This is a genomic window from Bacillus sp. C1 (assembly GCF_054570475.1).
Window position 1 is genome coordinate 190,456 of sequence record NZ_JBTMZT010000006.1, and the last position, 10,131, is coordinate 200,586.

Annotated in this window: 11 protein-coding genes; 9 read left to right on the plus strand and 2 right to left on the minus strand. The window is 34.7% G+C overall.

Going from position 1 to position 10,131, the window contains the following annotated elements:
• The first annotated feature begins 126 nt into the window (after positions 1 to 126).
• From ACX5JI_RS18080 to ACX5JI_RS18120, 9 genes are all read left to right on the plus strand, one after another.
• Complete coding sequence (locus ACX5JI_RS18080; protein WP_459502409.1) at positions 127 to 657, plus strand: dihydrofolate reductase family protein; 531 nt, start codon at positions 127 to 129, stop codon at positions 655 to 657.
• Positions 658 to 755: 98 nt separating this feature from the next.
• Complete coding sequence (locus ACX5JI_RS18085; RefSeq protein WP_459502410.1) at positions 756 to 1,148, plus strand: immunity 22 family protein; 393 nt, start codon at positions 756 to 758, stop codon at positions 1,146 to 1,148.
• 20 nt (positions 1,149 to 1,168) lie between these two features.
• Positions 1,169 to 1,885 carry an endonuclease V gene (locus tag ACX5JI_RS18090; RefSeq protein WP_459502411.1) on the plus strand — a complete coding sequence of 239 codons (717 nt, stop codon included), beginning with the start codon at positions 1,169 to 1,171 and terminating at the stop codon, positions 1,883 to 1,885.
• Positions 1,886 to 2,118: 233 nt separating this feature from the next.
• Entirely contained in the window at positions 2,119 to 3,063 is a 945-nt protein-coding gene (locus ACX5JI_RS18095) for an ATP-binding protein (RefSeq protein WP_459502412.1), read from the plus strand.
• Between the two features lie 25 nt (positions 3,064 to 3,088).
• On the plus strand, positions 3,089 to 4,828 hold the full coding sequence (locus tag ACX5JI_RS18100; RefSeq protein ID WP_459502413.1) for a tetratricopeptide repeat protein: 1,740 nt from the start codon (positions 3,089 to 3,091) through the stop codon (positions 4,826 to 4,828).
• A gap of 206 nt (positions 4,829 to 5,034) precedes the next feature.
• On the plus strand, positions 5,035 to 5,226 hold the full coding sequence (locus ACX5JI_RS18105; protein ID WP_459502414.1) for a DUF378 domain-containing protein: 192 nt from the start codon (positions 5,035 to 5,037) through the stop codon (positions 5,224 to 5,226).
• 207 nt (positions 5,227 to 5,433) lie between these two features.
• Positions 5,434 to 6,516 carry a 3-phosphoserine/phosphohydroxythreonine transaminase gene (gene serC, locus ACX5JI_RS18110; RefSeq protein WP_459502431.1) on the plus strand — a complete coding sequence of 361 codons (1,083 nt, stop codon included), beginning with the start codon at positions 5,434 to 5,436 and terminating at the stop codon, positions 6,514 to 6,516.
• Positions 6,517 to 6,528: 12 nt separating this feature from the next.
• Entirely contained in the window at positions 6,529 to 7,701 is a 1,173-nt protein-coding gene (locus tag ACX5JI_RS18115) for a phosphoglycerate dehydrogenase (protein ID WP_459502415.1), read from the plus strand.
• A 13-nt stretch (positions 7,702 to 7,714) separates the two neighbouring features.
• On the plus strand, positions 7,715 to 8,962 hold the full coding sequence (locus ACX5JI_RS18120; RefSeq protein WP_459502416.1) for a DUF1015 domain-containing protein: 1,248 nt from the start codon (positions 7,715 to 7,717) through the stop codon (positions 8,960 to 8,962).
• Between the two features lie 73 nt (positions 8,963 to 9,035).
• On the opposite strand, the gene ACX5JI_RS18125 is transcribed toward ACX5JI_RS18120, so the two are convergent.
• Both ACX5JI_RS18125 and ACX5JI_RS18130 read right to left on the minus strand, forming a co-directional pair.
• Positions 9,036 to 9,344 (minus strand): hypothetical protein, encoded by a 309-nt coding sequence (locus ACX5JI_RS18125; RefSeq protein WP_459502417.1) that lies wholly within the window; start codon positions 9,342 to 9,344, stop codon positions 9,036 to 9,038.
• An 81-nt stretch (positions 9,345 to 9,425) separates the two neighbouring features.
• The gene (locus ACX5JI_RS18130; protein WP_459502418.1) at positions 9,426 to 9,596 is read right to left on the minus strand and encodes a hypothetical protein; all 171 of its coding nucleotides are present in this window, start codon (positions 9,594 to 9,596) and stop codon (positions 9,426 to 9,428) included.
• Positions 9,597 to 10,131 lie beyond the last annotated feature (535 nt).

A 10,131-nucleotide genomic window follows, 5' to 3' on the forward strand; every position in this document is an offset into this window, starting at 1 on the left:
AAATCGTAGAATCGAATTGAGGTAGTATAAGCCTAATTGATAGTTTATTTTAATAAAAATAGTGTCTTTATTAAAATGTTAAAGAATATACGTGCTGGTGTAAAGAGTGAATAGGAGGAGTATGTAATGAACCAACGAAAGGTCGTATTGTTTATTGCTCAAAGTTTGGATGGATATATCGCAACAAAAGAAGATTCTTTAGAGTGGTTATTTAAAGTAGAAGGTGAAGGGGATAATGGCTATGCGGAATTTTTTGAAACAGTAGATACGGTTGTAATGGGAAAAAGAACATATGATTGGATAATGGATTACGAAAAAGGTCAATTTCCATATCAAAATAAAGAGTGTTACGTTTTCTCTAGATCAATATTCAAGGATATGAATGATGTTAAATTTGTAAGTGAGGACGTTGTTAACTTTATTAATCATTTGAAAAAGAAAGAAGGAAAAAATATTTGGATAGTTGGCGGAGGAGACTTATTACATACATTTTTTAAAGAGAAATTAGTTGATGAACTCATTGTGACAGTTGCTCCAGTTATCATCGGAGAGGGAATTCCACTGTTTAAAGTGGGAGATTATCAGTTAGATCTTTCTCTAAAAGGTACAAGAACTTTTAATCAATTTGTTGAATTACATTATACAGTGAAAAAATAAATATGATTTCTATTGAGTTGGATAATTTTTTGTTGCATATTCATCAATTTGTTACTTTTGCCTGCTGAAAAAAAATATATGGATGGGAGATTATATACATGGAAAAAGAAGGTGTGGTCTCATTATGGCTAGGAAATATGGAATCTCAAGATTTTTTAGAGGATTATTTCAGTATAAAATATACAGATGATGGTGATTCCATACCATCGCCATTTATAAAGGATTTTCACATTTGTATGTATGATATTGATGAGGACTTTATCGAAAAAGAATTTTATCTAAAGCGAAGTGATCATCTAGAAACTTTACTAGCAGGATGTTCTTATGAAGAAGTTGTGATACCACAGATGAAAAGATTTACTTCGAATATACTAGAGATGAAGTACAACACGATTATTGTGATCTATAACTATGAATACAGTGGTGAAATAATTAATAAAAACGAAAATCCTTATGAAATGAAATACATAGGAGCAGTTTGGTATAAGTGATAATAAAAGGGGATTAGAACATGAAAGTTAAAGAAGCGCATTCATTTCATCTACATTCAGAAGAAGAATTTTCTGAAATGCAAGATAGATTTCTACATAAAATTGAATTGAAAAATAGCTTTCATCTAGAAGATGTGAGTTTAATTGCTGGGGTAGATTTAGCTTATTGGGAAGAAGATAATACGCACTATGGAACTTGTTGCATTGTTGTAATAGATTATCATACGAAGAAGGAAGTGGAGAAGGTCTATAGTTACGGGGAAGTAACAGTACCGTATATACCAGGTTTTTTGGCATTTCGTGAGTTGCCTTTAGTAATAGAGGCAGTTCAAAAGCTTACTTCTATTCCGGATATTTTCATGTTCGATGGGAATGGCTATTTACACTATAAACATATGGGAATTGCAACACATGCTTCTTTTTTCTTACAAAAGCCTACCATCGGCGTAGCGAAAAGTTATCTTAAGATTAAAGATGCTGATTTTATTATGCCAGAGAATAAGGCGTTTACTTTTAGTGATATTATTATAGATGACGAGGTATATGGAAGAGTTTTAAGAACGAAAGAGAATGTAAAACCGATTTTTGTTTCTTGTGGAAATCATATCGATTTAGATACGAGTATTCAAATTGTGTCGAATTTAATAGGGAAAGAAAGTAGATTACCCATTCCAGTTAGATTGGCAGATTTAGAAACGCATAAGGTAAGAAGAGACAAGAGAGAAAATGGTAAATGATAGATATGTTTATGTAAAAAGGGATAGGAGGATAATCCCTTTTTTTGTCATATTCGACGAAATACGACAACTCGTAATAACTTTATTTGCTATGATATTTTTTGGAATATTATATTTTTATCATAAGTTATAGTAGCAATTCTTTCTAGTGTTTTTGGAGGGGTTCACTTTACAAACATCATGACAATATTAGTTAGAATCAAAGTGTTTATTTAGAGGGGAATGGATAGAAGATGAACGACATGGAGAAGTATCGTGAAAAAATTAAGGTGATTTCTTTTAATAGAGAACAAAATAGAATGGTGGAAGTGGAAGAAAGTAAAATGACTTTCGCCGATGTTGGCGGACTGGAAGAGGTTAAGAAGAAAATTAATATGGATTTTATTATGCCAATTAGAAATCCTGAGTACTTTCAAGCGTTTGGTAAGAAAACGGGTGGAAGTTTGCTATTTTATGGACCTCCTGGCTGCGGGAAGACATTTTTAGCACGTGCGGTAGCTGGGGAAATTGATGCGAATTTTATCCATTTAGAATTGCAAGCGATACTTTCTATGTGGACGGGTGAGTCTGAGAAAAATTTACATGAGATTTTTGAGGAAGCGCGGAGAACAAAACCATGTATTTTGTTTATTGATGAGTTAGATGCATTTGGTGGAAATAGACAAAAGATGGGTTCTCATCATCAGCGAACACTAGTAAATCAATTGTTAGTAGAAATGGATGGAAGTAATTCTTTTAATGAAGGGGTTTATATTATTGGTGCAACAAATACACCATGGTATATTGACCCTGCACTGCGTCGTCCAGGACGCTTTAATTCTCTTGTTTTTGTTGCACCACCGAATTATGAGGAACGATTAACAATACTGGATTTGAAAACAAAAGATAAGCCGAAAGTAGAATTACAGCTTGATATGGTCGCAAAGTATGCAGAGCATTTTTCGGGTGCTGATTTAACGTATTTAGTTGAGGATGCAATTAATCAAGCGATTCAGCGTTCATTTGAAACAGGAGAATTACAGCCCCTTTCAAATGAAGATTTGTTAGAAGCGATGAAAAAACGGCAGCCAACGACTTTAGATTGGTTTTCAACAGCGAAAAATTATGCGACATTTAGCGATGTGAATAAGGACTTTGATAAAGTGCTAGATTATATGGAAGAACACAGATTGAAATAGTAGGTAAGAAGCAGGGGATGACGGAATGGAAGACAATTTTAGAAGGATTTATTATTTGCTGAAACTTGGTGATGTTGAGCGTGCCAAGGAAGAGGCGGAATTTATGGTTAGGGAAGATCCAGAAGATATTTATGGATATCTTAGCTTAAGCTATGTATATTTTTATGGGCTTCATGCAATTGATATTGCAAGTGAATATATAGACGAAGCGCTTCAATTAGATCACTTAAATGAATTTGTTCTTTTAGCAGGATTAGATATTTTTACTGCGCAAAGTAATTGGATAAGATTAAGAGAAATAGCGGAAATTGGTATAAGAAACTATCCTGAAGAGGCACCATATTATTTCTATATGGGCGAAGCTATCAGGCATCTTGAAGGGATGAAGGATGTACTTGTTTACTTGGAAAAGGCGATGGAATTAGACCCTGAGAATGAAATGTATGTAGGTAGGTATGCTTATATCATTTTGAAATATTCCCCAAAACGAAAAGAAGAGGGATTAATGGCTGAAAAGCGTGCTTTAGAATTAAATCCAGAAAATATAGCAAATCTTTTCTATTTTGCGAGTATAGCGAAGGAGAAGGGGAATTTTAAAAAAGCAAGAATGCTAGCTGAAACAGCGATGAAGTTAGCTCCAAATGATGAAGATGTTAGAGGAATATATAAAGATACAATTGTAACAAAAAATAAATTTTGTGCTTTTACTATGGGATTTTCACAAATTTTAGTACAAGCTTTTTCTAAATTTTGCTCGTTATTTGGATTTGTATATAATCTAAATCAGTATGTGCATACGTTTTTAATCGCATTAAGTTTTATTGGATGGCTTATTCTTCCTATATATGTGATAGGGTGGTATGCAGGTATTATTTATTTTGTTGTTCTTGTGATGTGTCTAGTTTCTTCTATCATTAAAGGGAAGATATATAAAGAAGTTGGACTGAGTATGCCTTCGGATTGGAGAAGGAATCTGCGCCTGAATCAATCTATTAGAGATCGAGAAATCTGTAATATGACACGGGAAGTTGTGAAAGGAGAGACTGTAAATGTATCGACACAAAAGCTGTCACCAGAAGAAATTGAGTCGCAATTAGCAAGCTTTTGGGGAAAAGAAGCTGTGTTTGAAAAACAACAAGCTGAAGAAATAGAACCTACGGTTGATCGGCCCCACTTATCGTCTGAAGAGCATAAACAAATTCAATCGTATTCAGATATTAAATCTCCACGTTATAATAAATGGGGTATTTTCTTAGTAATCATTTTTTCTGTTATTCTTATTTATCGTGCTGAGAAGTTGTATAACCTGTATCAGAGGGAAACTGGAAGTACAACGCCGGATATTAGTCAAGAAACAAAACAAGCGATTGTTAAATATCAGGATAGAGCGCTTGAAGAACAAAAAGAAAAATTCAATAAGTATGCGGTGGAATCTATTGTATATTCATTGAAAAAAAGTGATTTTAGCGAGAACTCCCTTCGACAATTTGTTGAAGCAGGTTATGTTCCAGTTGTGATGGGAAAGGTTGGCCAACCTAGTGTCGAGAAATTAAAAAATGTACATCCAGCTAAATTTTATAAAGAAGGAACAATTACATATGTATTATTGCAAGATGAGGAGAGCTCGTTTATTTTAGCAATTCGAGCAACAAAACTAAGTCACATTTATGGTGAAAGTTGGGACAATCGTGAGCGAGAAATGCAGAGATATTATGAAATAATCGCGAAAATTGATTCACAAGGTATTGCAGCAGGAACAAAATAAAATCATATAGGTTACATTGTTTATTTTATATAACAAGTAAGGAGGACAAATGTCCTCCTTTTCGTTTTTGCTGAACATTTAGGTAGGGATAGTATTGCTTGTTAATGGGTGATAAATTTAATTAAAAAAGATGAAAGTTTTTTGATTTGTTACATATATTTTAGTGAAAGATCTTTCACCATTTTATCACCTAGGGGGCAATCATAATGAGATTTTTGTCTTACCTTACAGCAATTTTGGTGATTCTTGGCGGTTTGAATTGGTTATTTGTGGCGCTCGATTATAATGTAGTGGAGAAGTGGTTTGGTTCTGTACCAGTTCTTGTTGACACAATTTATTGGTTATTTGGTCTTTCTGCTCTTTATCAAATTTATGATCGGTTCTTTACGAATCAGTAGCTATTATACATGGATGATGAAAGTGTTAAGCGTAATAAGTTGCTTAACACTTTTTGTGTGTTTATAAATAAGAATGTATATGCAAACGGTTCCACCACGTCTTACAGCGTAATAAAGCAAAACAAATTGACCGTATATTTTATATGGGGTATAATTCAGAAAGTTTAAAAAATAATAAATTGTAGAATTGGGGAGGTCATACGGTTGATGGAGAGAGTTTACAATTTTTCAGCAGGACCATCTATACTCCCTTTGCCAGTTTTAGAAAAAGTGCAAAAGGAGCTTTTAAATTATAATGGGGCAGGTATGTCTGTTATTGAAATGAGCCACCGGTCATCGCAGTTTCAAAGTATTATAGATGAGGCAAGTAGCTTACTTCGTGAATTGATGCACATTCCTGAGAATTACGATGTTTTATTTTTACAAGGAGGGGCATCTCTACAATTTTCAATGGTTCCATTGAATGTAATGAGTGAACATAAAAGAGCTGGTTACATACTGACAGGATCATGGTCTAAAAAAGCTTTACAGGAAGCTCAAAAACATGGAGAAGTTGAAGTAATTGCTTCATCGGAAGGAGAGCGTTTTTCAACAATTCCATCTGTAGATGTGTCAACGATTCCGACAAAACTTGATTATATACATATCACAACGAATAATACGATTGAAGGAACGAAGTATGTTGAATTGCCGCAATTAGAGAATATACCACTTGTTGCAGATATGTCTTCGAATATTTTATCTGAACAATATGATGTCAAGAAATTCGGTTTAATTTACGCAGGGGCACAAAAAAATTTAGGACCGGCAGGATTAACGATTGCAGTTGTTAGAAAGGATTTAATTGGTAAAGCAGCTACTTCTTGTCCGACAATGTTAAATTATGAAACTTATAGTCAAAATAATTCATTATATAATACACCACCATCCTTTAGTATTTATGTGACGAAATTAGTACTCGAATGGTTAAAGGAGCAAGGCGGCGTATCTGCAATAGAAGCACAAAATAGAAAAAAAGCAGCACTTATATACAACTTTTTAGATGAATCAACATTATTTACTTCGCCAGTTGAAACGAAGTATCGTTCATTGATGAATATTCCATTTACAGCACCATCAAATGATTTAAATGAACAATTTTTACAGCAAGCGAAAACGTTAGGACTTGTTACATTAAAAGGGCATCGTTCTGTTGGCGGTATGCGGGCAAGTATTTATAACGCAATGCCGGTGGAAGGCGTTCAAAAATTAGTAGATTGTATGAAAGATTTCGAGTTAAAGAATAGATAGGGAGATGGGGAAATGTTTCGCGTTCAAACATTGAATCAGATTGCTGAAAAAGGGTTACAAATTTTTGATGTAGATCAATATAAAGTAGGCGAAGGGGTAGAACATCCAGATGGTATTTTACTGCGCAGCTTTTCTTTACATCAAAAAGATTTTTCAAAAGATTTAAAGGCAATTGCAAGAGCGGGAGCTGGGGTCAATAACATTCCTGTAGAGCGTTGTACAGAAAGAGGGATTGTTGTTTTCAATACGCCAGGAGCAAATGCGAATGCAGTGAAAGAACTAATCCTTGCAAGCCTTATTATGTCATCACGTAATATTATTAATGGGGTTAGTTGGACAGCAGGATTAGAAGGGGAAGAAGTTCCGCAGCTTGTTGAAGCAGGGAAAAAACAATTTGTCGGTTCAGAAATAGCCGGGAAACGACTTGGTGTGATTGGACTTGGTGCGATTGGCGCTCTTGTAGCAAATGATGCATTAGCTCTTGGGATGGATGTTGTTGGATATGATCCATATATATCTGTTGAAACAGCATGGCGATTATCAACACACGTACAACGTGCATTTAGTTTAGATCAAATTTTTTCAACATGTGACTATATTACATTACATATACCACTGACAGAGCAAACGAAAGGTATCGTTGGAGAACACGCTGTACAAACGATGAAAAAGGGTGTTCGTCTCTTTAATTTTTCAAGAGGAGAACTTGTGGATGAAATTACGTTAGCAAAAGCTTTAGAAGAAGAAGTTATTAGCCATTATGTAACGGATTTCCCAAATGAAAATATAATAAAAATGAAAAATGTGACGGCAACACCTCACCTTGGAGCGTCAACATATGAGTCTGAAGAAAATTGTGCAATTATGGCAGCCCGCCAGTTGCGTGACTATTTGGAAACGGGAAACATTCGTAATTCAGTAAACTATCCAAATGTGGAGCTTCCTTATATCGGAAAGAAACGAATTACGATTATGCATCAAAACGTTCCGAATATGGTTGGACAAATTACAGGTTGTTTAGCGGAACATCATATTAATATTGCTGATATGATTAACCGTAGTAAAGGCTCTTTTGCATATACAATGATTGATATTGATAATAGAATTGATGATATAATGAAAGAAAATATAGTTGAAAACATAAAGAAAATTACAGGTGTAGTAGCTGTTCGAATGATTGTATAAAGGAGAGAGAAATTTGACGACAATTCGACCATTTAGAGCGATTCGTCCAGTATCGGATAAGGCGGCGCAAGTTGCAGCACTGCCGTATGATGTGTTAAATAGTGATGAGGCAAGGGAAGTTGTAAAAGGAAATCCATATTCCTTTTTACATGTTGATAAAGCTGAGATAGATTTAGACCCGGCTGTTTCGCCATATGAGAACAGCGTATATGAAAAGGCAAGTGAAAATCTACAACGTTTAATCCGAGAAGAAGTATTGATTCAAGATGAAGAACCATGTCTTTATATTTATCAATTAACAATGGGGGAGCGAACGCAGTCTGGGCTTGTCGTTTGTACATCAATTGATGAGTATACCGATAATACAATAAAAAAACATGAGCGGACACGCCATGAAAAAGAACAAGATCGCATTCGTCACGTCGATGTATGTAATGCAAATACGGGACCTATATTTTTAACATATCGCATGAAAGAAGAAGTGACAAAGTTAACGAAAGATTGGCAAGAGAATCATACGCCGATTTATCAGTTTACTGCGGATGATGATGTGGAACATGTAATATGGAAAATCGCAGACATGAATGCGATAGCTGCATTCGTAGCATTATTTGAAGAGATTCCATCTCTCTATATTGCGGACGGACATCATCGTTCAGCATCGGCGGTGAAAGTTGGACTGATGCGTAGAGAGCAATATCCAAAGTATACGGGGGAAGAAGAATTTAATTTCTTTTTATCTGTTTTATTTCCACATGACGAACTATCGATTTGGGACTACAATCGTGTTGTAAAAGATTTAAATGGCTTATCAGAAGAACAGTTTTTACAGCAAGTGTCGCAATATTTTTATGTGGAAGAAGTCGGTGTTTCTCCATATAAACCAACTGAAACGAAATCATTTGGTATGTATTTGGATCAGAGGTGGTATAAACTCAACGTGAAAGAAGAAACATTTGATGCTTATGATGTTGTAAGACGGTTAGATGTTTCGATTTTACAAGATCATTTATTGAGTCAAGTATTACAAATTCATGATCCACGTGCGGATAGCCGCGTTGATTTTGTTGGTGGTATTCGAGGGCTAGGGGAGTTAGAGCGCCTTGTAAATCGTGGGGATTACAAAGTAGCATTTGCTTTATATCCAACATCAATGGAAGATTTATTAGCAATTGCCGATGCGGGAGAAATTATGCCGCCAAAATCAACTTGGTTTGAACCGAAGCTTCGTAGTGGGCTGTTTATACACTCTTTACAATAGGGAAAAGATAGTAAGGATTTGAGTATCCTTACTATCTTTTTTTACTATAGGCTGAAATTAGGGAACTTCAATCCTATTCGTTTTTCAGTTCGGAAGGGTAATCAATTGAATTCGCTATTTCAAATAATACTTTAGGCGTCACTCTGTTAGAAATCCTTTTATCAACACTAAGCATATATTGCCAATTATTCTTATCGAAAACGAATACATGAAAACCAGAAATATTCATATATGTGGCTTGAAGACCATTTTTTAGTTTGTAAACACCCAAAATATATTTATCTCTTATTGGGATTTTATACTTAACAGGTCGCACATCAATTTTGTAATGATTTTCAGGGGATTTATCACTAATACATTCCACTTCAACTGAGTCGTTCATTTCACCTTCTACATCATTAAATCTTCCGAAATAGTGTGTGAATTCGATAGGAGGAACTCTAAGTGGCAGTTTTAAGTCTTGTTAGAAATGTTTTTTAGCTGCACTTACAGCCTCTTCGACAGTTGTATATCCAACTTCAGGATAGATTTGTTCAAAAGGTTGGGGTTTATCATTTGAATTTGCACATACGTTATTTACAGTGATTATTTGGCAAAAAGCAAATAACAAGAAAAGGTAAAAAGTTCTATTCATCGAAACCATCCTAATCATTTTTACGTGTATCTTTCCCAGCGTTCAGCTAAATATCCTGATTCATGCAACAATGCCTATATAGTAAATGATTATAGTAAGAATCCCTTAATATTGTATTTTGTGTCTCGATTATAGACAAACAAGAACTAAGCAAGGTAATACGGGATGCGCTTTAAAGTGCTGTAGTGGACTGAATGCCATTCCAGAATACATTCTATCATATCTTTCGAGAGGACTCCCACCTCTAAACAGATGTGAAGGTGGTGAGGTGAATCGAAAAAAATATTTTATGTTCAAGTAAAATGATGGGAACGTACGTTCTTTTTTGGTATAATATCCTTAACAAGGAGGTGAGAAAATGACAACGGAAAAGTAAAGGAATTATAAAACTCTTCAAATTTGGATTAAAAAGGGACACCGTATGTATTCTTATTTTCAAGAATCTTGCCAACATGCGAAGAATATGTACAACACGACAAACTTTTATATACGACAAGTGTATACAGGTTTGACACAAAATAAGGAGTTGCAACCT

Coding starts and splice junctions, on each gene's coding strand:
- ACX5JI_RS18115 (WP_459502415.1), top strand. CDS start 6,529: ATGTTTCGCGTTCAAACATTGAATCAGATTGCTGAAAAAGGGTTACAA.
- ACX5JI_RS18085 (WP_459502410.1), top strand. CDS start 756: ATGGAAAAAGAAGGTGTGGTCTCATTATGGCTAGGAAATATGGAATCT.
- ACX5JI_RS18100 (WP_459502413.1), top strand. CDS start 3,089: ATGGAAGACAATTTTAGAAGGATTTATTATTTGCTGAAACTTGGTGAT.
- ACX5JI_RS18090 (WP_459502411.1), top strand. CDS start 1,169: ATGAAAGTTAAAGAAGCGCATTCATTTCATCTACATTCAGAAGAAGAA.
- ACX5JI_RS18125 (WP_459502417.1), bottom strand. CDS start 9,344: ATGAACGACTCAGTTGAAGTGGAATGTATTAGTGATAAATCCCCTGAA.
- serC (WP_459502431.1), top strand. CDS start 5,434: ATGGAGAGAGTTTACAATTTTTCAGCAGGACCATCTATACTCCCTTTG.
- ACX5JI_RS18095 (WP_459502412.1), top strand. CDS start 2,119: ATGAACGACATGGAGAAGTATCGTGAAAAAATTAAGGTGATTTCTTTT.
- ACX5JI_RS18080 (WP_459502409.1), top strand. CDS start 127: ATGAACCAACGAAAGGTCGTATTGTTTATTGCTCAAAGTTTGGATGGA.
- ACX5JI_RS18105 (WP_459502414.1), top strand. CDS start 5,035: ATGAGATTTTTGTCTTACCTTACAGCAATTTTGGTGATTCTTGGCGGT.
- ACX5JI_RS18130 (WP_459502418.1), bottom strand. CDS start 9,596: ATGAATAGAACTTTTTACCTTTTCTTGTTATTTGCTTTTTGCCAAATA.